We start from the raw sequence: 23,425 nt of genomic DNA, 5'->3' as shown, positions 1-23,425 counted from the left end.
TTTAATTCCCCTCCTCTCTAGATTTGAAAAAAGCACGTCCAATTCTCACAAGATTAGCCCCTTCCTCTATAGCTATTGGGAAATCATGTGACATTCCCATAGATAAGTACTTAAAGTCATCAATTTCAAACTCATCTTTAATTTTTCTAAATAATTCAGTCATTTTAACATAATATGGCCGTATTTCTTCTGGATCTGGATAGTATGGAGTCATTGTCATTAATCCTCGTATATTAATGTTAGGATAACTGTTCATAGTTTTATCTATAAAAGGTGTAACTTGATCAGGTGAAATACCATATTTTGATTCATCTTGTGCTATGTTAACTTGAACTAAGGCATCAACATAAATATCATCTTTCTTAGCTCGCTTATCTAACTCTTTAGCTAGTGATTTCCTATCTAAGGAATGAATTAAGTCTACATAATTAATTAAATATTTCACTTTATTACTTTGAAGATGTCCAACAAAATGCCAGTTCACTTGATCACCTAATTTCTCAATTTTCGGTACTGCAGTTTGTACTTTATTTTCACCTAGATCTGTAACACCTAAGTCAAGTAGTTTATTCATCTGATCTAAATTAGCATATTTAGTAACTGCTACCATTTTGATATCATTTTCTGAAGTTCCTGCTTTTTTCGCAGCTTCAGATATACAATGTTTAATATCAGACAAGTTATATTTAATACATTCTATATTAGTCATGCTAATCCCCCTTTCTTACCTTAATTTGTCACCCTCTCTGACAAAAAAGGTGCTTGTCACTATTAAACTTCCTTCATCTAAACCATCTGCTAGTACATAATCATCTGCCTTTAACTCATCTATAATTTCAATACTTTTAAAGCGGACAATACCTCTTTTAATAAGATATACCCCAGTTTGTCCGTCTTTTTCAGTAAGTGCACTTTCCGGTATTTTAAATCCTGTACGTGTATTCTTAACTAAATTTACTTCTGTAAATCTTGTTTCCCAAAAGTCTTCAATTTCGCGCCTAAACTCAAGATTTACAATTCCATAATCATCATGTTCTTTAACATCTAAAACTTTACCTGTAAGAGTGTCCCCTTGATTAAAATGAAATTCTGTTGGTACACTCTTCCCCTCATCAAAATAAGATAACTTCGATGAATTTACAATTACCATAGCTTCCCATCGATGATTATCTACCATTTTAAACAATGGAGCTCTTGCAACTGCAACTTCATAGTCCTGTAAATATTCTTCATATTGACCTTTGTATTGATTAATTTTTTCAGGTGTAATACTCTCTTTGTCTAATTTTTCTTCTAACCCGTCAATGAAAAAACTAATAATTCCTGGTTTAGGTGCATTAATTTTAGTAGACTCATCAGTATTTCCCAGTTCAATATCAGGATTAACTAGCTCTTGATAATTAGAATCTAATTCTTTTAATTCTTCTATAGTTTCACTTATATGAGCTCCACTAGAATCTTGATTTCTTAAAGCAGATAATTCTATTTCAAATCTAGCTAGTGTTTTGTTAATCTCATTTGCTATATCATCTGTGGTTTGAAAATCTTTTTCAGTAATTGATACTTGATCATAAGAAATTATAGGTTGGCCTTTCTGTACTCTTTTTCCTTCTTGTACCAGTCGATTTGTTTTACCTGAAACTGGTGCATAAACGATTTCTTCGTCTCTTCTTATAACAGCTGTGAGATCTTCTAACCAATATTCTTGTTTGTCTTTTTCAAGAACTTCAATATCTACAAACCTAGCAAAAATAAAACTACGTGCCCACGACAAGAACAAAACCAAAAAAAGTATTAATAAAAATAAAATCAAAAGAGGCAGTAATGAAGGTTGCCTTTTACTATCATTTCTAGGTTTTTTATTACGGTTCTTTGGAAAATTTACTACATTACCTGTGTTGCTATTTCGATTCAAACTACTCCCCCTTCCAAATCGATTACATTAATTTAATATTGCATTATTATAAATTCTCCTAAAAACTGAAAGTTCCTGCTAAAAAGTTTATTTTAACGATATTAAACCCATCATACGTCCTGTTTTTTTTCCTCCTCTACGATATGAGAAAAAAATGTCATAATTACAAAAGGTACACATATTACTCACCATAATATTTTTGATTAACACTCCAGCCTCTTGTAGCTGTAAAAAATTGGTCTTCCATAAATCTAAATAAAGTCCACTTTGTTTTTTTAGAAAAATTTCAGACTTATATGATAGTCCTTGCGCCTTTTTATATAGTTCATCACCAACTTGATAACAACATACTCCAATTGACGGGCCTATAATAACTTTGATATCTTCAACATTTCCGCCTAACTCAAGTATTTTTAAAACTGATTTTTTACCTATCTCTGAAAAAGTACCTTTCCATCCTGCATGTACTAAACCAACTAATTCTAATTTAGGCTCATAGAAAAATATTGGAACACAATCAGCAAAACTACCAAGTAATGTGACATTTTTTGTTAATGTTATTAAACCATCAGTTCTTTCGATCCCCATCTCATCATTTATCAACATCCCTTTTGAGCCTAAGCTTTCTATGATCTCAATATTATCACCGTGTACCTGATTACCAAATACTACACGTTCAGGATCACAATTTACACCTTTTACAAATCTAATTCTATTATTTTTAACATTATCTTTGTTATCTTGAACTGAAAAACCTAAGTTAAGACTATTATATGGTTCTTTACTCACACCACCAAATCTAGTCGAAAAAGCCAAATTAACCTCTTTTGAGCTAAAAAAATCAGTAGTTAAATAAACTATTCCATTTTTCCCTTCAGTAAATTTCATGTTACGATCAGACAATAATAACTCCCCCAGTAAACATAAAATATCATCTATTGTTTATCTATTAATTATAACAACAAAAAACCCCGTACAAAAGGGTACGAGGCATTCTCTATAAATTAATTTAATCCTAATTAATATTTAGCTTTTTGTATCTTTTGAATTCCGTGATTTCCTATGGGTTCCAGGAACTTCTACTAAAATAACATCAGAACCTATTTTTACTATTTTTTCCCAAGGTATAATATAATCTCTGTCTCCTCCAAATAAACCAAAAAATTTACCTGGTCCTGGTACTATAATCGCATTGATATAACCTTCAGAGTCATCGATCTCTAAATCACTTACAAAGCCTAACCTTTTTCCGTCAAATACATTAACAATTTCTCTTCTTCTTAGGTCGGAAGCTTTTATCATTTTTATGCCCCCTCACTAACATGTATATGACTATGATTCAATATTATTGCTATTAATTAAAAAACTTTCTTTAATCCAATCCTTAACAACTCTATTATATAAAAGCTGCATTTCAAATGTGTTAGTTTCAGTATCTAACATTTGAAATGCAGCTCAAAATAGTCAACAATATATATCTATGATTGTTTTTCTGATATATTCTTTTTTAATTGAGATAATGCTGCTTTTTCTAATCTTGAAACCTGTGCTTGGCTAATATTAATCTCCTCAGCAACTTCCATTTGTGTTTTTCCGTTAAAGAAACGTTTGTGAACAATTAATTTCTCTCTTGAAGTCAACTTGTGCAAGCCTTCTTTTATCGCTAATTCTTCTAGCCAATTCTTATCTTGATTTTTTTCATCACTAATCTGATCCATTACGTAAATTGGATCTCCACCATCATGATAAATAGGTTCAAATAATGAAACCGGATCTTGGATAGAATCTAACGCAAAAACAACTTGTTCTTTACTTATGTCTAACCTCTTAGCAATTTCAGATACAGAAGGCTCTTCGGAATTCTTTTCTACCAACTCATCTCTAATTTGTAACGCCTTGTAAGCTATATCTCTTAAGGAACGACTGACCCTAATCGAATTATTATCTCTTAGATATCTTCTAATTTCACCAATTATCATTGGAACTGCATAGGTGGAAAATTTAACATTTTGAGATAAATCAAAGTTATCAATAGCTTTTATTAATCCCACACAGCCAACCTGGAAAAGGTCATCAACATATTCTCCGCGATTATTAAATCTTTGTATAACACTAAGTACTAACCTCAGATTACCATTAATTAGTTCTTGTCTTGCAAAATCATCACCATCTTGCATCCTCTTAAAAAGTTCTTTCATTTCATTATTTTTTAATACGGGTAACTTGGAGGTGTTAACATTGGAGATTTCCACCTTTGTACTGCTCATTTTTCATCGCCCCCCTGTTGCATTGCTTATCTGTCCTTATTTATCTCCAAGTACCCTTTTTTTATACTGAGGACAACTACTGCATTTTATTAATTTCTTTTTTCATCCTTTTAATTATTCTCTTTTCAAGTCTAGATATATAAGACTGTGAAATCCCTAATATATCGGCAACTTCCTTTTGTGTTTTTCCATATTCTTTACCAAGACCAAACCTTAACTTCATTATAGTTTTTTCTCTCTGAGAAAGTTTTTCTAAAGCAATTTTTAATAAGTTTTTATTCACCTTTTTCTCTATATTTTTATGAATAACATCAATATCTGTACCTAATACATCAGACAATAATAATTCATTACCATCCCAATCAATATTCAATGGTTCATCTATAGAAACTTCATTTTTTAACTTATTATTTCTTCTCAGATACATTAGTATTTCATTTTCAATGCACTTTGAAGCATAAGTAGCCAGTTTAATTTTTTTTTCAGGATCAAACGTATTCACTGCTTTTATTAAACCAATTGTCCCAATTGATATTAAGTCTTCTATATTAACTCCAGTATTTTCAAACTTTCTTGCTATATATACCACTAACCTAAGGTTTCTTTCTATTAAAGTTGATTTGACTTCTTGGTCTCCCGACGTCAGTTTTTCTAATAGTTCTTTTTCTTCTTCCTTTGATAGTGGCGGGGGAAGCGCTTGACTACTACCAATATAATGTATTGGTGGTTTTTTTAAAATATTCCACTTATACAAGATAAATAGAATTTTAAACAAAATTGCTCTCATATTATCCCTCCGCATAATTAAATAATTCTAGCGATATCAAACCATTATTTTCTCCATCAATATTAAGATTTTGAAAAGTAACGGCGATTAGCGCTGACACTTCTTGCCATTCTTTATCATTTACTTCTTTTTTTATGAATAACTCTTCGGGGCGAAATGCAAATAAGAAACCATGTTGATTACCTAAAGATTGAAACCATATTGGAAAAAATCTTACTTTTGTATTACTATGCAAATTTTCTGGCTCTATGTCTTGTGATAAGTTTGCAAATTGTGACATAAAATTTTTCTCCTGAAAGGAAAGTAAATCCTCTAATATCTGTGCTTCTACTACTAGGCAATATTCCCCGGTAAATGTTTTCAACTGATTTCCAGTGTCTACAAGTACCTTGAAATTTTTACTTTTCCCATTAAACTTGACTTTAACAGGTATAGATAATCTTTTTAATGTTGTTTTTCGCTCTACAAGTCTTGTTGCAGATATCACCCCAAATCCTAAAATTAATACTAAAAATAGATACTTAAAGGACAAGTCACCTGGTAATAGAATAATAGGTTCGTGAATATTAGCAGTCAAATATAATATACCGAATATTCCGCCTCCTACTAAAAAACTTACTCCATAAAATGATAATAAAACAACAATAATAGATTTTGGGTTAAATCTACCAAATGCTATTAATACCATTAGCAGGGAAATTACAATTTTTAAAATAATATCACCATTAAACGATGGCAAAAGAACTCCAATTGCACCAACTAAACTTGCTAAAAATATTTTGTACTTTAATATTCTTATATTAAGAAGTTTTCCTGTAATAAATAATAAAATACTATTAATAAGCAAGTTAATAATTAGTAAAACTTCTCCAATAATATACACTTTAGGTACATCCCTCCTCCAGACGAACTTGTCCTGTATAAAATTATTCATCAGTTATTTCAGTTATGACAATTATATCATTATAGGTTAAAAAAGTTTGTCATAAACAATATATAAACATAAAAAAAGAGCGACTAATTTAGTCGCTCTTAACTATTACTTGTCGGAATTTTTCTTCCTTCGTAAGAATGCTGGTATGTTAATGTCATCTCCAACAAAAGAACTATTGGCTAATTCTTCTTTGGTAGCTTTTTGAACATTATTATGTTGCTGTTCATTTTGCAATTGCCCTTGTCGTTCATCATCGTCAAAACCTGTAGCTATTACAGTAACCTTTACTTCATCCCCCATATTATCATCAATTACTGCACCAAAAATTATATTAGCATCTTCTGAAGCTGCTTCAGCTACAATATCAGCAGCTTCATTAACTTCAACTAGACCTAGGTTTGATCCACCAGTTATATTTAATAATATTCCTTTAGCTCCTTCGATACTTGTTTCTAACAACGGACTTAAAGTAGCTGATTTAGCAGCTTCAACAGCCCTGTTATCATCATCACTCGAACCAATTCCCATTAATGCAGTTCCTGTATCTGTCATAATAGTTTTAACATCAGCAAAATCTAGGTTTATCAAACCTGGTACAGTTATTAAATCAGAAATTCCTTGAACACCTTGCAATAAAACTTCATCAGCAACTCCAAAGGCTTCAACCATAGTCGTTTTTTTCTCTACCACTTGAAGTAACCTATCATTAGGTATAACAATCAGAGTATCAACACTTTGTTTAATCTCTTCTATTCCAGTCTCGGCCTGTTTTTTTCTTTTACGTCCCTCAAAAGTAAATGGTTTAGTACAAACTCCAACGGTTAAAGCTCCTAGCTCTCTTGCAATATTAGCTATAACAGGTGCTGCACCAGTACCTGTTCCACCACCCATTCCTGCTGTAACAAAAACCATATCTGCGCCTTTTAAAGCTTGTTCTATTTCATCACGGCTTTCTTCAGCCGCTTTTTTTCCTACTTCTGGGTTAGCTCCTGCTCCTAACCCTTTGGTCAAGTTTTGTCCTAATTGTAGCTTTAAGTTGGCCTCAGAAATGTTTAGTGCCTGTGAATCTGTATTTACTGCCACAAATTCGACACCACCTAATCCGGAGGATATCATACGGTTCACTGCATTATTTCCTCCTCCACCAACTCCAATAACTTTAATTTGTGCAAACTGATCTGTTTCCATATCAAATTCCAGCATGGGCATTCCCCTCCTTCTCTAGCAGATAAAATTATTGTATATAATCAGATGTTTATTCAAAAAAATCTAACACCCAATCCTTAACTTTTGTTATAACTCCTGTAAGCTGTGTATTTTCATTCCCTTCAGGTTCAAGAGAATGAAGGTTGTTTTCAGTTACATATTGAATAATACCAACCCCGACAGAATAAATAGGATTATTTGCCCCTAATAATCTGGGTTCGGCAATACGAATATGAGCATTTAGTTCGTGTTCTGCAATTTCTTTAACACCCTTTAACTTTGTAACACCTCCTGTTAAAACAATCCCGGCTGCCAGATCATTGCTATTATAACCAAGTTGATCGAGCCTTTCCCCTACTAAATAAAAAATCTCTTGTACACGTGGTTCAATGATCTCTGTAAGTTCAACTGCATCAATTTTGACTGATTCTTTTTTTCCTACTTGTACTATCTCTAACATTTTGTCATTATCTGCTATTTCAGTCAATGCTATTCCATGTTTAACTTTAAGTTGTTCAGCTTCTTCTTGTGGTGTTTTAAGACCAACAGCTATATCATTAGTAATAAAATTTCCACCAACATTTATTACATCTAATTGATGTAAATGTCCATTTTGGAAAACACCTATCTCTACAGTACCGCCTCCAATATCAACTAAAACTACTCCTAGTTCTTTTTCATCATTTGTAAGTACTGCTTCTGCATTGGCCATTGGGTTCAGTACTAGCCCATCTACATCTAATCCTGCCCTTGTAACACACCGTAAGATATTATGTACACTTGTACTTTTCCCTGCTAGTACTAGAGCTTCAACTTCCATTCTCACACCAAGCATCCCGACAGGATCTTTAATTCCATCATACCCATCTACTATGAATTGCCTTGGGATAACATCAATTATTTCTCTATCGGGAGGTAAAGCTATTACTTTTGCTGCTTGGATAGCTCTATCAACATCTTCGGGTGTAATTTCTTTATCATCACGACTAACTGCAACAACACCATTATTTTCTATCAATTGAACATGCGATCCTACAACGCCTACAAAAACTGACTCAATTTCTACTCCTGCCATTCTTTCAGCTTGTTCAACTGCACTTGTAATTCCATCAATAGTTTTTTCTAGATCTACAATCCCACCATTTTTAATACCATCTGATAGACTTGTCCCAACACCGATTATATTTATATTATCACCGGTCCCCATTTCGCCAACTATAACGCGAACATGGGTGGTGCCAATATCTAAACTGGTAATTATATTTTTTGTGACCAAACTAGCACCTCCCATCAAACACTACAAATATACTATTATTAAATACTTCAACGTCTATAAAAAATTTCCTTTTTTTATGTACACTAAAATTATTAACTATCTTTTCCATTTTCAACTAAAACTGGATTACTTGGGACACGTAAATCTAGATAATAATTATCACTTAAATTATATAATTTGTGTTGAACATTTTTTAGAGTATCAAATTTTTGTTCGATATCTGAATATGTACCGAGTTTAACTAAAAAGCCATTATCTAAATAGAGTCTAAACTTATCTTCTGTTAATTTAATTTCAGATATATTGTTTAACTCATATTTTGCGATACTTTTAAATATACTTTCTACTGAAGAAGATAGTTGACTTTCTAAAGAATTACCTACTTTAATTTCAGAGAACAAACCTTCTGTTCCAGTTACAAATGGTAGCCCTTGTGAAAGATTAGATACTTCTTCTAATATTGTTGAATCTGACGATACTAAATAATGTTCTCCCTCATATATCAATAGTGCTTCTGGTCGTTTTTCATCAACTTCTATATATATATCATTTGGGAAACTCTTCTCAACAGTTATGACGTCATCTATCAAATGATTTAAAGAAAGTGTTTCTTTTATATCTCTTTCTTTTAAAAACCAATAATTCATATTATGATCTTTTATCAGATCCTTCACTTTTTCTTCTCTAATGTAGTTAGTCCCAATTATATATATATCGTCAATAACAAAATAACTTGAAGTCATAGTAAAAACAAGGGCTAAAAGACCTAAACAACTAAGTAAAACTACCCAAATTGTTTTCTTTATTCTTTTATTATTCTTTTTTATTGTTTTACGCCTTTTCTTATTAAGCTTGTCCATATAAAACCTCCATGAAAACGCCTAGATTAATAGGCGTTTTCATTTGATAAGTGAGTTATTTGATTTTTAGGTATCCTTAATATATTAGCACCTAATGATTTTAAATCTTCATCAAAACTCTCATGTCCTCTTTCTATATGATCTATATTTTCTATAACCGTTACACCTTCCGCCCCTAAAGCTGCTAAGACCAAAGCTGCCCCTGCTCTTAGATCAGTAGCTTCAACTACTGTTCCGCTTAAAACAGAAACCCCAGTTACTTTTGCGGTTTGTTTTTTAACTTCAATTTTCGCACCTAACTTTCTTAATTCAGGAACATGGTTGAATCTTCCATCGAAAATTTTTTCTGTAATGAAACTGGTACCTTCAGTAAAACAGGAAAATGCTAACAACTGTGGTTGCATATCAGTCGGAAAGCCAGGGTAAGGCTGTGTCGTTACGTGTTTAGGTGAAACTATATTACGATTTTTTGCTGAAATAGTAACATTTTTTTCACCAAATATCACTTGAACACCACATTGTTCTAATAAGTTAGCCAACCCTCGTATATGCTCAGGGACTACATTTGTAAGTGTGATCTCACTACGCGTTATAGCTCCTGCTAACATATAAGTTCCTGCAACAATTCTATCAGGGATAATACGGTAGTCAGTTCCTTGCATACTCTGTTTACCTTCTATTGTTATCTTTTCAGTTCCTGCTCCTTTGACATTTCCTCCCAATGCATTTATAAAGTTTGCTAGATCTTGTATTTCTGGTTCTTTTGCTGGATTATATATCTCAGTTGTTCCTTTTGCTTGAGCTGCAGCCATCATAACATTCTCAGTTGCTCCTACACTAGGGTAATCTAACTCTATTTTTGCACCTTTCAATCCATGTTTTGGAGCTTTAATTAAAATTTCATCATTTTTTTCAAAAATCTCACAGCCCAATTTTTTAAAGCCTTTTAAATGAAGATCAATAGGACGGTTTCCTATAGCACATCCACCAGGTGGAGAAACCTTCACCCAGCCAATTTTATTTATAATCGAACCACAGATTACAATACTAGATCTCATCTCTTGCATTAATTTTTTTGGTATTGTTCCTGAATTAAGATGGACTGTATTAATTTGCATACCTTCAGAAGATCTGATCACAGTACCACCTAGCTCTGTAATTATCTTAACCATCGCACGTACATCACGTAAGTTAGGTACATCTCTGATTACAACTTTTTCTTCTGCTAATATAGAAGCAGCTAATAAGGGGAGTGCTGAATTCTTTGCTCCATGGATTCTTACTTTTCCATTTAACTGATCCCAGCCGGATATTACAAATTTATCCATAGTTTGCACCCCCAATCTCTCCCAATACTTTTACTTCTAACTTTAGCTCTACACCAAATTTTTCTTTCACTTGAGTTTGAGCTATATTAATTAAATCTAATACATCTTGCGCCTTAGCATCATCTCTATTAACAATAAAATTGGCATGTTTTGTAGAAATTTGTGCCCCACCTATCTTGTATCCTTTTAAGCCGCATAGATCCACCAGTTCACCAGCTGTATAACCTGGAGGGTTTACAAAAACACTTCCAGCGCTTGGTTCATGAGGTTGCTTTTGTTTACGCAGCTGAATTAATTTTTTTAATTTCTCTTTAGAAGTATTATTAAAATCAGAAGATAAAGATAGGTTTACAGATGTGACCACTACCCTTTGTGTAATCAGATCTGAATATCGATAACCAAATTTTAACTGACTTTTAGAGTAACGGATTTTATCTCCGTTAGTTTTATAACCATCAACGCTTCTTAATAAATTACAAAAATCATTTGAAAAAGCTCCTGCATTAGATCGAGCTATACCTCCAATACTTCCAGGTATCATTGCTGCCCACTCTAGTCCAGAATATCCTTTATTTGTCAAGCGATTAGCGACTTGTGGTAATAAACTTGCTGCTCCTAATTTGAATTCTGTTTGGCGTATAGGTTGAATATAATCAAAATTATCCCCTAATTTTAAAACTACACCACGAAAGCCTTCATCAGCTACTAAAAGGTTTGAGCCATTACCTAGCAAAAACCACGGGATATCATTTGAATAGCAAACTGTCAAACATGTTTTCAAATCTTGTTCTGATTTTAGTTCAATAAATAGGTCACACGGACCACCAATTTTAAAAGAAGTTAAGTTTTTCAAAGGTACATTTTTATACCATGGGCTAGATATTTTCGATATTAATTTAGCATATCCATCATTCATTCTAGGTCCGCTCCTTTAACTATATTGTGGCCACAATCTTAATATATGATATGCGATAAACATTTCATATGTCACTTAATAGCTTGTCCGTAATTTGTATGAAGAAGAATTATTTATCCTATAAAAGAACTTAGAACATCACAAACATTACTAGCAGCTTTGGGATATCCTAATTCAAAGTTTAGTTTTTTCATTTCATTTAATTTTTCCTCATCTAGAATAATTTCATTCAATACTTCTGTTACCTTTTCCTTAGTCAAGTTATTTTCTTCTATTAATTTAGCTGCTCCTCTCTGCGCCAATATACTGGCATTTACCATTTGATGATTATTGGTAACATTAGGAGAAGGGATCAATATTGATGGTTTTCCTGCTGCAGTCAGTTCAGCAAGAGTAGTTGCGCCTGCACGGCTAACAACTAAATCAGCACTCGCTAAGGCATCAGGCATATTTTTTAAGTATGGATAAAATTTTAAATTATCAACACTAGTATAATCGATATTATTTTCTATCTCACTTTTGATATCATCATAATACTCATTTCCAGTCACATAGATAATTTGGATTTTATTTGAACTAGTTAATATTTCAGGAATAGCTTGTGACATAATCTTATTAATTACCTGTGCTCCTCTACTACCACTTACAATTAATATAGTTTTTTTATTAGCCGATAAATCAAAAGACTTCAGGGCTTCATCTTGAGATTTTTGGTTCAACTCTTCTGCTCTTGGATTTCCGGTTACAATAATATTCTTGGCTTTTTTGAAATATTTTTTTGATTCCGGAAAGCTCACACATGTATAGTCTACCATTCTCGATAAATATTTATTAGTTATACCCGGAATTGCATTTTGTTCATGAATAACAGTAGGAATTCGAAACTTCTTAGCTGCTAGTAATACAGGTCCACATACATATCCCCCAGTGCCTAGAACAACGTCTGGGGTGAACTCTTTTATAATTCTTTTTGATTGGTTAATTCCTTTCATTAGATCACGACTAAAATATAATAAATCTTTATTTAATTTACGTGGTAAACCTCTTGCATTGATTGTAGTAAAATCTAATCCTTTTTCCGGAACAATTTTTTGTTCCATCCCCGTAGATGTCCCCACATACAAAGTTTCAGCTTTAGGATATTTTTTATTTAATATATTTATCACGGCAAGGGCAGGGTAAATGTGCCCCCCTGTACCCCCACCTGTTACTAACACTTTCATAAGGTTCCTCCTTACTATGTTAAGGATGATTATACTTTGAAACATTGAGTAAAATTCCAATAGCACTCAATGTAAAAAATAGTGAAGATCCTCCAGCACTAATTAAGGGTAAATTAATACCAGTAACTGGCATAGAAGCTGTTACCACAGCAATGTTCATAAATGCTTGCAAACCAATCAGAGAAGTGATACCAGTGGCTAATAAAGAACCAAACATATCTGATGATTGCATTGCGATTTTAATTCCTCTCCAAATAAAAATAAAAAACAATATTACAACTAAACTTGCACCAATAAAACCTAATTCTTCACCTATAACAGCAAAAATAAAGTCATTATGTGGTTCAGGTAAATAAAAAAACTTTTGTCGACTCCTTCCCAAACCAGTACCGATTAATCCACCTGGCCCAAGTGCATATAAAGATTGGATAATTTGATAACCACTTTCTAATTGATCTTCCCACGGGTCAAGAAAAGATAAAAGTCTCTTACGCCTATAATCTTCCCTGAAAACCAGACTTATACCAGCAGGGATCATAATACAAGATAAAGCAAATATATGAGAATACTTCATACCAGCGACATAAATCACAAGCATCACACTGCCTGCAATAGCAATAGCTGTACCCATATCTGGTTGCATAAGTATAAAAAGACAACTAGCTCCTAATGCTCCTAAAGCAATAGATAAACTTTTGAAATTTTTAGCTGAATGATTTTTTCTGGTCAATAATGTTGCCACAAATATAATCAAGGCTATTTTGGTAAATTCTGAAGGTTGTATTGTTACTCCCATAATACCTATCCAGCGCTCTGCTCCATATACTCTTACACCTAAACCGGGTATAAAAACAGCTGCTAACAAGATCAAATTCATGATCATGATTGGCATCGACAAAAGCTTCCATTTCCAATAACTTATTCTACTAGTCATATACAGTCCAATTAATCCTAAAACAGCCCAAAATGCTTGACGTTTTAGAAAATAATAAGTATCACCGCGTTGAACTTGTGATACTATTGCACTAGAACTAAATACCATAATTAACCCTATGCCTAGTAAAATCATTGTAACTATGAGCAAAGCAAAGTCGGGAGTTGACTGGTTTTTTTGCAAATCATTCACCCCCGAATGAAAGTACCAAATTTTTAAAGTGCTCTCCACGTTTTTCATAACTGTCGTACATATCCCAACTTGCACAAGCTGGGGATAATAATACAACATCACCAGCCGAAGAGGAATTATAACTAACCTCAACTGCCTCTTCCATATTATCAACATGAATATATGAATTAAATCCTTCTTTCTCTAAAACTTCAGAAATTCTAGAACTAGTTTCTCCTAAAAGTATCACATATTTAACATTGTTTATTTTTATTTCTTTAGCAAAATCTCTAAAATCTGCTCCTTTATCTTTTCCACCTGCTATTAGTATTATTGGAGATCTAAACGCATTAATTGCTCTCAAAGAAGCTTCTACATTTGTTCCTTTAGAATCGTTGATGTATTTTACTTCACTTATTTCACTAACTAACTCTAGTCGATGAGAAACTCCTAAAAACGATGATAAGGTATTCCTTAATGAATACGTGTTAACTTCTAACGTTAATGAAATAGCAGTTGCTGCCAAGACATTTTCTAAATTATGTTCCCCTGGTAAAGTAATCTCATTAATTGGCATAATTGAAATTAATTCACCACCATTTTTATACATTAGTTGATTATCCCATGTGTAGGTTCCTACATTTATATCCTTATTTTTAGAAAACGATATAGCTCTAGCCTTTGTTGTACTATCTACACTTTGAATCACTTTATCATCCTTATTTACTACTAAAAAATCGTTTTGATCTTGGTTAATAAAAATTTTCTTTTTCGATTCTAAATATTTTTCAAAACTTCCATGCCAATCTAAATGATCTGGGGTGATATTTAATATAGCTGACACTTTTGGTTTAAACTTATCTAAATTTTCAAGTTGAAAACTAGAAACTTCTAATACAAAATAATCGTCATTTGTAGCAAAAGGAACTACTTTTGTTAATGGTACACCAACATTTCCTGCAACATGTACTCGTTTATTATCACTTCTTAAAATTTCCCCAACAAGTTCAGTAGTAGTTGTTTTACCATTAGTCCCAGTAATTGCTATGATTCTATCTTCTGGTCTCTTGAGTTTTTTCTTCAATAATTGATAACCTAATTCTAGCTCATCATATACAACTTTTCCTTGATTCATTGCAGCAGTTATAACTACATTATCCATAAATACACCTGGACTCTTGATAATTACATCAAATTTATCAATATTCACTGAAGCTTCAGATTCAGTCATAAATTTAACTTTTTCTTCATTAAGTAATTTCTGTACATTTTCATTGAAATCTTCTATGGTTTTCTTGTCTGTTACTGAAACATTACATGCATAATTTTTAGTTAAGACTTCAACAGCCGCTAATCCACTTTTACCTAATCCTACTATTAAAAAAGATGAATTCAAATCCATTAATATCTCTCCTAGAAACACTTTTTAATTCAATCTAAATATAAATATTTGTTACTGATAAAACACCTAAAGCTGCAGTAAATAAAGCTAATAACCAAAAAACTATAACAACCTTCCATTCACTCCATCCTTTTAATTCAAAGTGATGATGTAATGGGCTCATTAAAAATATACGTTTTCCCCATGTTTGAAATACTATTACTTGTAAAATAACACTTAAAGTTTCTATAACTAATACAAATCCGATAATTATTAATGCTAATTCTGCTTTAGTAAGGATAGCCATAGAAGCTAACGCACTTCCTAAAGCAAGACTACCCACATCACCCATAAAGATCTTAGCTGGATGTAGATTAAATATTAAAAATCCTGCACAAGCACCTATTAATGAGCTACCAAATAGAGCTACTCCTGTCATTTCACTCATATGTGCTAAAATCACATAAGCAGTAAAGCATATGACTACTACACCAGTTGCTAATCCATCCAATCCGTCTGTCATATTAACTGCATTAGAAGTTCCGAGTATTATAAAAATCAAAAAGAAATAATATCCCATTCCTAAATCAAACTGAAAATCTGTAAAAGGAATTATTAATTCAGTAGAATGATTAGTAACAAATAAGTACCAACCAAAAATTGCCACAACAATTAACTGACCTATGATTTTTTGTTTTGCTCTTAAACCTAAACTTCTTTTCTTTGCAATCTTTAAAAAATCATCTAAAAAACCTATTATACCAGTGGCAAGTGTTACAAATAATAATATTAAAACATCTGTTTCTAAAACCCTAAAAATTATTAGAGTAGTTAAACTAGAAATAAGAAATATAAGTCCACCCATCGTCGGTGTTCCTGATTTTTCCAAGTGACTTTGTGGGCCTTCTCCCCTGATCTGTTGTCCAAACTTAAATCTTCTTAGTATTGGTATAAATACTGGAGACAAAATTAAACTAATTAAAAAACTGACAAGTATTAATGTGTAAATATTTTCCATTATATCTTCCTCCTAAATTTCCTGCAGTGCATACACTATTTTTTCCATAGCCATTCCTCTCGATCCTTTTACTAGAATGGCATCACCAGATGATATTATTTCTTCTAATAAATCTACTGCTTGGTTATTATCTTTAACATGATAAATTTGAGTTTTTTGTGGTTTTAAATCTTTCGCTTTATTATAAGTTTCCTCAGTGAGCTTACCCACTGTTATTAAACAATCTATTTCTCTCTGGATCACTTCATCACCAATTTCCATATGAGCTTTCACAGTATATTCTCCAAGCTCATACATATCACCTAAAATTGCTATTTTACGTTTTGCTGATAAGTTTTCAAGTATCTCAAGAGCAGCAATTGTTGATTGTACATTTGCATTATAAGCATCATTTATAATAGTCAGACCTTTATGATGCTGAACTTGTGTACGCATACTAGTTATAGAGAAATCCTCTAATCCTTTGATCGCAGCATTAATTGTCAAACCAAAAATTTTCCCTACAGCTATTGCAGCCAAAGAATTACTAACATTATGTTTACCAAGTAGAGGTAATTGTAGTTTATAGACCTCGCCCTGATACTTAACTTCTGCAGTGGTTTCTTGATCAGTAATTCCAATATTACTAGCTATTAAATCCCCTCCTGTTAGGCCATAAAACAACACTTCTCCTGGGGCTTTTTTGTTCATATTTTTTACTCGCCAGTCATCATGATTTAATACTGCGGTTCCTCCGGGCAAGAGTCCTTCTAACAATTCACTTTTAGCAGATGCTATATTATCTAGTGAACCTAGTTTTTCTATATGAGATTCAGCCACATTTGTGATAACTGCTACATTAGGCCTTGCTATCTCGCAAAGTCTTGATATTTCTCCTTTGTCATTCATACCCATCTCTAGAACGGCTACTTGATGTTCTTTTTGGAGCTTTAATAGCATTAACGGTAAACCTATTTCGCTATTTAGATTACCTTCAGTTTTTAAAACTCGATATTTTGTACTCAAAACTTCATTAACCATATCTTTTGTCGTTGTTTTACCTACACTACCTGTAATACCTATAACAGATACTCCAAACTTTTGTCTATGTTTTTTTGCGATATTTTGCAATGATAAAAGCGTATCTTCAACTTCAATAATAAGTGGATCATTATATCTTTTATCAATATCAATTTCTTTACTAACCAAGCAACCGCTTGCCCCATTATTCAAAGCATCGTTTATGAATTTATGCCCATCCGTTTTTTCCCCTGGTAAACAGACAAATAAGTCTCCCTCTTCTACATATCTTGAATCTACCTTAAATCCTGTGACCGTTGTATCTGGATCACCGTTTATTATTTTTCCGTCACTATTCTTCGCTAGTTCATATCCTGTCCAAGCCATATTAATACCCCATTTTTTCTAAAATTCTCCTTGCTACTTTTCTATCGTCAAATTCTATCACATTATCATCAAATATTTGTTTTGTTTCATGTCCTTTTCCGGATATCAAAACAACATCATTTTCACCAGCCCAACTTAGCGCCCGTTCTATAGCATATTGCCTATTCAGCTCTATAACTACATTTCTATTATCAATCCCTTTAACTATATCCTTTGCAATATTTTCAGGTTTTTCAGATCGTGGATTATCATTTGTAATAAATATTTTATCACAATAGTTTGAAACTACAGTCCCCATTTCTTCACGCTTTTCTTTATCCCTTTCCCCACCACAACCAAAAACAACTGAGAGCCTACCTTCAACTAACTCCCGGATTGATTTTAAAACATTTTTAAGAGAATCAGGAGTATGTGCATAATCAACTAGTACGATAAAATTTTGCCCCATTTCTATCTTTTCGAATCTACCAGGAATACTTATAGGATGTCGTAATAATGTTTGAATTTTATTAACTGATACACCTTCAATTAATGCTACAGTAATAGCTGCTAATAAATTATAACAATTATATTTCCCAGGTAAAGTAGTTTTTATCGTAAAACTACCCCAAAAAGATTCTACACTCATAATAGTACCAAAAAGGTCACACTTTTCTATCTTACCTTGTACATCAGCCTGGTCTCCTAATCCGTATGTCACTGTTTGCACAGCAACTTGCTTTTCAATAAAAGAAGAATACGGATCATCTTTATTAATCACAGCTACTTTAGGATATTTATTGTGCTCAGGTAATAGACCAAGATAAGAAAATAATTTACCCTTTGTATTTCTATATGACTCCATGTTTTTATGATAATCTAGATGATCCTGAGTCAAGTTTGTAAAAATTGCAATATCTAATTTAGTACCTACTACCCTCATTTGATCTATTGCATGTGAGCTCACCTCGATAGTAGCATGAGACACTCCATCTTCTTTAGATCTATATAATAATTCTTGTAAGTCTAATGATTCAGGAGTAGTTGTTTGGTGGGATTCAGTCTTTTTACCCACCTTATTATAAACAGTTCCTGAAAGAGCTGTTTTGGTATCTAATCCTAAACTCAACAAAGAATCAATCAAAATAGTGGTAGTTGTCTTACCATTTGTTCCTGTAACAGCTACCACACGTATCTTATCACTAGGATATCTATAAAAAACAGATGAAATAATTGCTAATGCCTTTCTAGTATCAGACACTGGAATAATTGGTATATTATTTTTTGAGTCAGAGCATAAGTTAAATCTGTTTTTGTCAACAATAATACAACTTGCTCCTTTTTCTATAGCATCTTGGATATAATTATGTCCGTCATCAGTCACTCCTTTGATACAAACAAAAATTTCTCCCTTTTTTATATCTCTTGAGTCATAAGATATTCCTAACACATTACTATCTCTAGTTATAGTCCTTTTGTCAGTTATTAGAGGAGAAATGATCTCAGAAAGTAAAATAATACTCCCCTCCCTTTATTGATCATGGACTAACTATTATTATTAACAATTCAAAACTAATTTTATTCGTTTAGATAGTCTTCCATCTCTGGTACTTCTTCAGCATCGTTTAGCTCTTGATTTTGGTCAGGTTCTGTAGGCTCTCTAAATTCAACTTTTATTTCAGTCCCTTTTCTCACTTGTTCTCCAGGCTCGACCTCTTGTGATTCTACAATACCGCTTCCTTTCGCGTCCATATCTAACCCTATCATTTCTAAAATTTCAGTAGCCTTTCTCAAGGTTCTACCTTTTAAGTTAGGTACTGTTACGTACTCGCTCTCTTCTTCTCCTTCTGTAGCCCCTAAATATAACATAATTGAAGATTGTACCGAAACTTGTTCTCCGGGTTCAGGAATTTGATCTGTTATAATTTCACCATCACCAACAATATCTACAATCAGTCCTTTTTGATCAAGTTGTTCTTCTGCTTCATCAAAAGTTAGATTTAGTAGATTAGGAACTTCAACATATTCTTGTTCTTCTTTTTCATCGTAACTAGAAGGTACATCTAAATGCTTTAAAATATCTTCCATCATATTTTTAAATATAGGTGCGGCTATCTGACCTCCCCATGCAGGGCCCTTTGTTGGAGTGTCTACAGCAACGTATATTAAAACTTCAGGATCTTCTGCTGGTGCAAATCCTACAAAAGCTACTATTAATTCACCCGGTATATACCCTCCATCAGGACCAACTTTTTCTGCTGTCCCAGTCTTTCCAGCAACATTATAACCATCAATATCTGCATTAGTTCCACTTCCTTCTTCAACTACACCTTGCATTATATTTCTTACTTCTTTAGAAGTTTCTTCAGATATCACTCTACGAATCTGTTGAGGCTCTTGTTCTATAACCTTATCATTTTCATCAATAAAATTCTTTGCTACTCTAGGTTCATATAGTTCTCCACCATTTGCAATTGCACTCACAGCTATAACCTGTTGTATTGGTGTTACAGAAACACCTTGCCCGAAAGAAGAAGTGGCAAGTTCTACTGGACCAACATTATCTAAATTAAATAATAGTCCTACAGTTTCTCCTGGTAAATCAATTCCAGTTTTTGAACCAAAACCAAATCCAGAAATATAGTTAAATAATTTTTCTTTTCCTAATCTTTGCCCTAAAGTTACAAAACCAGGGTTACACGAGCCGTAGACCACTTCTAAAAAGTCAATAGCACCATGCCCATTTCGAGTCCAGCAACCTATTTCAACTCCAGCAACATCAATATGACCAGGACAGAATAAATCTTCATCAGGATTATATATGCCTTCTTCTATGCTTGCAGCAAGAGTTACTAGTTTAAAAGTAGAACCAGGTTCAAAAGTGTTATTAATTGGTGAAATTCTTCTTTGCTGTTCATCAAATTCATCATATTCTCCTGGGTAATAATCTGGTTTGCTACTCATCCCTAAAATTTCTCCTGTATCAGGTTCCATAGCAACAGCCATAGCCCCTTCAGGTTTATATTCTACCATAGCTCTCTCAAGTTCTCTTTCCATTATATATTGGATCGAATTATCTATAGTAGTTTGTAGTGTCATGCCATCCTTTGGTGGAATATATTGCTGAACACCATGAGGTAGTTGTTGCTGTCTCCCATCTGTCTGAAAGACCATTCTACCATCTCTTCCTTGTAGTTCATCATCATAATAATACTCTAAACCAGCCCAACCTTGATCTACTCCGACAAAACCAAGTAATTGTGAAGCAAGTCTTCCATGAGGGTAGTACCTTTGAGTATCACTAGTAAGTTTTAGACCTGGATTTCCTAAAGCTCTTATTTTTTTAGCTTTATCCTGACTAAGAACTCTTTGGATAATTTCTTGAGAAGAATCCGCTGTCAGCTTATCATATATTTCATCTTCTTCCTTTTCTAATATAGAAGATAATCTCACCGATAGCTGTTCGGGATCATTAATTTGTGGAGGCAGAGCGATTAAAGTTTCAGCAGTTAAGCTACTAACCATTAGTTCTCCATTTCTATCAACTATATCACCCCTCGGAGAACTTGCTGGAATGCTCGTATTCCATTGTTCCCAAGCTTTTTCTTGAAACTCTTCACCTTTAACTAATTGTATCCAACCTAACCTTCCAATTAATGAAATGGTAATTACAAAAAGTGCTATAAATAATAGTACTAACCTACGTTTCGTTTGCAAAAGATGTTGCTTTCGCTTATCCAAAAATGACCCCTCCTAATTAACCTGGGAAGGTTTTTTCATGTTCAATTCTTCTCTAGCATACCTTTCAATACGCTCATAAGATTGCTTTTCCGTAATTTTCATTTCAAGATGTGCTTTTTGATTCTCTATTTGTTCTAGTTCTCTTTCTAACTGCGATATTTGATAATTTAATTGCGCGACAAGAGCAAAATGAGCAACTGTTAGAAGTGCTAACAATACACCACCGACACATATACCAACAGCTTTAGCTTTTGCGAGTTTAGGCACTGTTTTACTTCTACGACGTGTTTTCGTTTTGCGTACAGGATCACTCTGTTTATTTAGATTTTGCCTTCTTTTCGGAGCAGCTTCAGCTGTTAATTGATTTTTATACAATAATATTCACCCCTTTTACTAATTAGAACCAATTACTTCTATAGCTCGTAATTTTGCACTCCGTGCTCTAGGGTTTTCTTCAAGCTCAACTTCCGTAGGAAGTATCGGTTTTTTTGTCAACACTTCTACTTTCGCTTCTCCTTTGCATTGACATATTGGTAACTCAGTAGGACAAATACATGAACGCGCTGCATCCTTAAACTTGTGTTTAACTATACGATCTTCTAAAGAGTGAAAGGTGATTACTACAAACCGTCCTCCGGGTTTTAGTATGTCTAATCCGCTATCTATAGCATTTTCTAAGCTTTCAAGCTCTCGATTAACATAGATACGTAAAGCTTGAAAAGTACGTTTAGCTGGATGTGGTCCATCAACACGAGCCTTTTTTGGAATGGCAGCTTTTATAATACTAACTAACTGGCCAGTTGTTTTTATCACTTTTTCATCTCTCTCTTTGACAATAAAATCCGCAATACGAGCAGCCCATTTTTCTTCGCCATATTTTTTTATCACTTCTGTTAACTCCTGTTTATCTAGATTGTTAATAACGTATTGAGCATTATGCTGTTGTTTTTTATCCATACGCATATCTAAAGGCGCGTCTTTTTGATATGTAAATCCTCTTTTGGCATTATCTAACTGAAAACTTGAAACACCAAGATCTAAAAGAATACCATCTACTTTTTTAACTCCTGCCTTATCGCAAACTTTATTTAGATTCTGAAAGTTTTCTTGAACTATTGAAACATTATCTTGATATTTTTTTAATCTTTCTTTACCTACTTCAATAGCATCTGGGTCTTGATCGACCGCTATCAATTTACCACTAGGCTGTAATCTTTTAACTATTTCACTAGAGTGCCCTGCACCTCCCATAGTTCCGTCAACTATTGTTTTGGCAGGAGATGGGTTTAACAATCTAATTGTTTGGTCAGACATCACTGATTTATGATTAAATTCCATATTTACCACCCTTATATCTCAAAATCTACTATTTCTTCAGAAATCTGTTCCAACGAATCTTCAGCTTTTTGCTGATAGCTTTCCCAAATCTCTTGACTCCAAATTTCCACTCTATTTGAGACACCTATAACTACAGCATCTTTTTCTAACTTAGCATATTTTATTAAATTAGAAGGGAGATTTATTCGACCTTGTTTATCAAATTCACATTCAGCAGCTCCTGATAAGAAAAAACGACTAAAAGCTCTAGCATCAGCTTTTGTTAAGGGGAGATTACGTATTTTTTCCTCGAGCTTTTTCCACTCATCAATAGGATATACAAAAATACAATTATCCAATCCTCGAGTGGCTACAAATTTTTCTCCTAATCCATCTCGAAATTTAGCTGGAATAATTATTCTTCCTTTGGCATCTAATGTGTGGCTATACTCCCCTAAAAACATACGATCCACCACTTTCATAGAATTATGAACCACTTTTCACCACTATTCCCCACTTATTTTTTTCGCGTTTATTTTTGATAATCCTGCTTTTCTTATAAAAAAAATAAAAAAAAGCGAGGTAAAAACTTCGCTTCAGATTGTACTCGAGTAGGAGGTAAATAATTAATTTATCTACCGACCTCTCACACCACCAAGCGCCAGATTGTCTAACAATTAAGCAGAAAAAATTTCAAAAAAGATGGTATCAGCCATCGCTTTCGAATTTATTATAGTAAAAGAGTTAATGGCGATGGCATTTATTGAAAGTGCAAATAGAAATCAA

22 protein-coding genes are annotated in these 23,425 nt (G+C 33.0%); all 22 read right to left on the bottom strand.

Going from position 1 to position 23,425, the window contains the following annotated elements:
* Position 1: 1 nt before the first annotated feature.
* The 22 genes from CDO51_RS04540 to mraZ all read right to left on the bottom strand — a co-directional run bounded on the left by CDO51_RS04540 (position 2) and on the right by mraZ (position 23,103).
* Positions 2-709 (bottom strand): YggS family pyridoxal phosphate-dependent enzyme, encoded by a 708-nt coding sequence (locus CDO51_RS04540; protein WP_089023121.1) that lies wholly within the window; start codon positions 707-709, stop codon positions 2-4.
* A 15-nt stretch (positions 710-724) separates the two neighbouring features.
* Positions 725-1,915, bottom strand: a complete 1,191-nt coding sequence (locus tag CDO51_RS04535; RefSeq protein ID WP_089023120.1) for a biotin/lipoyl attachment domain-containing protein — start codon at positions 1,913-1,915, stop codon at positions 725-727.
* An 87-nt stretch (positions 1,916-2,002) separates the two neighbouring features.
* Positions 2,003-2,818 (bottom strand): peptidoglycan editing factor PgeF, encoded by an 816-nt coding sequence (pgeF, locus tag CDO51_RS04530; protein WP_089023119.1) that lies wholly within the window; start codon positions 2,816-2,818, stop codon positions 2,003-2,005.
* A gap of 123 nt (positions 2,819-2,941) precedes the next feature.
* Positions 2,942-3,217, bottom strand: a complete 276-nt coding sequence (locus CDO51_RS04525; protein ID WP_089023118.1) for a YlmC/YmxH family sporulation protein — start codon at positions 3,215-3,217, stop codon at positions 2,942-2,944.
* Between the two features lie 176 nt (positions 3,218-3,393).
* The gene (gene sigG, locus CDO51_RS04520) at positions 3,394-4,182 is read right to left on the bottom strand and encodes an RNA polymerase sporulation sigma factor SigG (protein ID WP_089023117.1); all 789 of its coding nucleotides are present in this window, start codon (positions 4,180-4,182) and stop codon (positions 3,394-3,396) included.
* A 76-nt stretch (positions 4,183-4,258) separates the two neighbouring features.
* Positions 4,259-4,969, bottom strand: coding sequence for an RNA polymerase sporulation sigma factor SigE (gene sigE, locus CDO51_RS04515; RefSeq protein ID WP_089023116.1), 711 nt, complete (start codon positions 4,967-4,969; stop codon positions 4,259-4,261).
* 1 nt (position 4,970) lies between these two features.
* A complete protein-coding gene (locus CDO51_RS04510; RefSeq protein ID WP_158212321.1) occupies positions 4,971-5,852 on the bottom strand; it encodes a sigma-E processing peptidase SpoIIGA in 882 nt (293 codons plus the stop codon).
* Between the two features lie 156 nt (positions 5,853-6,008).
* Positions 6,009-7,106: a cell division protein FtsZ gene (gene ftsZ / locus CDO51_RS04505; RefSeq protein ID WP_089023114.1), complete on the bottom strand. Its 1,098-nt coding sequence runs from the start codon at positions 7,104-7,106 to the stop codon at positions 6,009-6,011.
* A 52-nt stretch (positions 7,107-7,158) separates the two neighbouring features.
* Positions 7,159-8,385, bottom strand: coding sequence for a cell division protein FtsA (gene ftsA / locus CDO51_RS04500; protein ID WP_089023113.1), 1,227 nt, complete (start codon positions 8,383-8,385; stop codon positions 7,159-7,161).
* Positions 8,386-8,477: 92 nt separating this feature from the next.
* Positions 8,478-9,245 carry a cell division protein FtsQ/DivIB gene (locus CDO51_RS04495; protein ID WP_089023112.1) on the bottom strand — a complete coding sequence of 256 codons (768 nt, stop codon included), beginning with the start codon at positions 9,243-9,245 and terminating at the stop codon, positions 8,478-8,480.
* A 26-nt stretch (positions 9,246-9,271) separates the two neighbouring features.
* Positions 9,272-10,573 carry a UDP-N-acetylglucosamine 1-carboxyvinyltransferase gene (gene murA, locus CDO51_RS04490; protein WP_089023111.1) on the bottom strand — a complete coding sequence of 434 codons (1,302 nt, stop codon included), beginning with the start codon at positions 10,571-10,573 and terminating at the stop codon, positions 9,272-9,274.
* Positions 10,566-11,489 carry a UDP-N-acetylmuramate dehydrogenase gene (gene murB / locus CDO51_RS04485; protein ID WP_089023110.1) on the bottom strand — a complete coding sequence of 308 codons (924 nt, stop codon included), beginning with the start codon at positions 11,487-11,489 and terminating at the stop codon, positions 10,566-10,568. Before murB ends, murA begins: the two co-directional genes overlap by 8 nt.
* Before the next feature lie 113 nt (positions 11,490-11,602).
* Positions 11,603-12,712, bottom strand: coding sequence for an undecaprenyldiphospho-muramoylpentapeptide beta-N-acetylglucosaminyltransferase (gene murG / locus CDO51_RS04480; RefSeq protein ID WP_158212320.1), 1,110 nt, complete (start codon positions 12,710-12,712; stop codon positions 11,603-11,605).
* 19 nt (positions 12,713-12,731) lie between these two features.
* Positions 12,732-13,838, bottom strand: a complete 1,107-nt coding sequence (ftsW, locus tag CDO51_RS04475; RefSeq protein WP_420811480.1) for a putative lipid II flippase FtsW — start codon at positions 13,836-13,838, stop codon at positions 12,732-12,734.
* Positions 13,831-15,219, bottom strand: a complete 1,389-nt coding sequence (gene murD / locus CDO51_RS04470; protein ID WP_089023107.1) for a UDP-N-acetylmuramoyl-L-alanine--D-glutamate ligase — start codon at positions 15,217-15,219, stop codon at positions 13,831-13,833. The genes ftsW and murD overlap by 8 nt, the downstream gene beginning before the upstream one ends.
* 34 nt (positions 15,220-15,253) lie before the next feature.
* A complete protein-coding gene (mraY, locus tag CDO51_RS04465; RefSeq protein WP_089023106.1) occupies positions 15,254-16,216 on the bottom strand; it encodes a phospho-N-acetylmuramoyl-pentapeptide-transferase in 963 nt (320 codons plus the stop codon).
* Between the two features lie 12 nt (positions 16,217-16,228).
* Positions 16,229-17,602 (bottom strand): UDP-N-acetylmuramoyl-tripeptide--D-alanyl-D-alanine ligase, encoded by a 1,374-nt coding sequence (locus tag CDO51_RS04460; protein WP_089023105.1) that lies wholly within the window; start codon positions 17,600-17,602, stop codon positions 16,229-16,231.
* A 1-nt stretch (position 17,603) separates the two neighbouring features.
* Positions 17,604-19,067 (bottom strand): UDP-N-acetylmuramoyl-L-alanyl-D-glutamate--2,6-diaminopimelate ligase, encoded by a 1,464-nt coding sequence (locus CDO51_RS04455; RefSeq protein ID WP_276206989.1) that lies wholly within the window; start codon positions 19,065-19,067, stop codon positions 17,604-17,606.
* A 92-nt stretch (positions 19,068-19,159) separates the two neighbouring features.
* Positions 19,160-21,322: a penicillin-binding transpeptidase domain-containing protein gene (locus tag CDO51_RS04450; protein ID WP_089023103.1), complete on the bottom strand. Its 2,163-nt coding sequence runs from the start codon at positions 21,320-21,322 to the stop codon at positions 19,160-19,162.
* Between the two features lie 12 nt (positions 21,323-21,334).
* Positions 21,335-21,697, bottom strand: a complete 363-nt coding sequence (locus CDO51_RS04445; RefSeq protein ID WP_158212319.1) for a septum formation initiator family protein — start codon at positions 21,695-21,697, stop codon at positions 21,335-21,337.
* A gap of 18 nt (positions 21,698-21,715) precedes the next feature.
* Positions 21,716-22,660 (bottom strand): 16S rRNA (cytosine(1402)-N(4))-methyltransferase RsmH, encoded by a 945-nt coding sequence (gene rsmH / locus CDO51_RS04440; RefSeq protein WP_089023101.1) that lies wholly within the window; start codon positions 22,658-22,660, stop codon positions 21,716-21,718.
* Positions 22,661-22,671: 11 nt separating this feature from the next.
* Entirely contained in the window at positions 22,672-23,103 is a 432-nt protein-coding gene (gene mraZ / locus CDO51_RS04435; protein WP_089023100.1) for a division/cell wall cluster transcriptional repressor MraZ, read from the bottom strand.
* Positions 23,104-23,425: the final 322 nt, after the last annotated feature.

The sequence above is a fragment of the Natranaerobius trueperi genome (assembly GCF_002216005.1).
Taxonomy (GTDB): domain Bacteria; phylum Bacillota; class Natranaerobiia; order Natranaerobiales; family Natranaerobiaceae; genus Natranaerobius_A; species Natranaerobius_A trueperi.
This window is presented reverse-complemented; position numbering and strand designations above follow the sequence as displayed.

Bases quoted from the DNA above. Each gene is read 5' to 3' on its own strand.
- CDO51_RS04495 (WP_089023112.1), bottom strand. From the start codon at position 9,245: ATGGACAAGCTTAATAAGAAAAGGCGTAAAACAATAAAAAAGAATAAT.
- sigG (WP_089023117.1), bottom strand. From the start codon at position 4,182: ATGAGCAGTACAAAGGTGGAAATCTCCAATGTTAACACCTCCAAGTTA.
- CDO51_RS04460 (WP_089023105.1), bottom strand. From the start codon at position 17,602: ATGGCTTGGACAGGATATGAACTAGCGAAGAATAGTGACGGAAAAATA.
- rsmH (WP_089023101.1), bottom strand. From the start codon at position 22,660: ATGGAATTTAATCATAAATCAGTGATGTCTGACCAAACAATTAGATTG.
- murB (WP_089023110.1), bottom strand. From the start codon at position 11,489: ATGAATGATGGATATGCTAAATTAATATCGAAAATATCTAGCCCATGG.
- mraY (WP_089023106.1), bottom strand. From the start codon at position 16,216: ATGGAAAATATTTACACATTAATACTTGTCAGTTTTTTAATTAGTTTA.
- murG (WP_158212320.1), bottom strand. From the start codon at position 12,712: ATGAAAGTGTTAGTAACAGGTGGGGGTACAGGGGGGCACATTTACCCT.
- murD (WP_089023107.1), bottom strand. From the start codon at position 15,219: ATGGATTTGAATTCATCTTTTTTAATAGTAGGATTAGGTAAAAGTGGA.
- ftsZ (WP_089023114.1), bottom strand. From the start codon at position 7,106: ATGCTGGAATTTGATATGGAAACAGATCAGTTTGCACAAATTAAAGTT.
- mraZ (WP_089023100.1), bottom strand. From the start codon at position 23,103: ATGTTTTTAGGGGAGTATAGCCACACATTAGATGCCAAAGGAAGAATA.
- CDO51_RS04525 (WP_089023118.1), bottom strand. From the start codon at position 3,217: ATGATAAAAGCTTCCGACCTAAGAAGAAGAGAAATTGTTAATGTATTT.
- sigE (WP_089023116.1), bottom strand. From the start codon at position 4,969: ATGAGAGCAATTTTGTTTAAAATTCTATTTATCTTGTATAAGTGGAAT.
- CDO51_RS04540 (WP_089023121.1), bottom strand. From the start codon at position 709: ATGACTAATATAGAATGTATTAAATATAACTTGTCTGATATTAAACAT.
- murA (WP_089023111.1), bottom strand. From the start codon at position 10,573: ATGGATAAATTTGTAATATCCGGCTGGGATCAGTTAAATGGAAAAGTA.